Source organism: Knoellia aerolata DSM 18566, assembly GCF_000768695.1.
Lineage (GTDB): Bacteria > Actinomycetota > Actinomycetes > Actinomycetales > Dermatophilaceae > Knoellia > Knoellia aerolata.
Genome location: NZ_AVPL01000193.1, coordinates 1 through 383, shown reverse-complemented (window position 1 = coordinate 383; position 383 = coordinate 1). Strand labels below are relative to the sequence as shown.

General features: G+C 62.7%; 1 protein-coding gene. It reads left to right on the top strand.

Annotated elements, in window-relative coordinates; all coding sequences use genetic code 11:
- A partial coding sequence (locus N801_RS22280) for an agmatine deiminase family protein (protein ID WP_035941210.1) occupies positions 1 to 236 on the top strand: 236 nt, incomplete at its 5' end.
- Positions 237 to 383: the final 147 nt, after the last annotated feature.

Genomic DNA, 383 nt, shown 5'->3' with positions numbered 1-383 from the left:
GGGCCAGCGTCTACCAGGAAGACAACGACGATTTCGCCGCCGGCTACATCAACTACTTCGTCATCAACGGCGCCGTGATCGCGCCCGAGTTCGGCGATGCCCGCGCCGATGGCAAGGCGCGGGACCTGCTGCGCGCCTTGTATCCCGGCCGCGACGTGGTGCAGCTGGACATCGACGCGATCGCCTCGGGCGGCGGCGGAATCCACTGCGTGACGCATCAGTTGCCGGCGGTCTGAAACGCCTTCGCCACCGCGCGCGGAAAACCGATATTGATATACGTATTCCATCGTTGGCGCGCCACGGATGCTTGCCCAGAATGGGTGGCAATCAAGTCGTGGTCGAAGGATGTGTTTGATGCCAGCGGTAAGGAAAGTCGTCGTGCT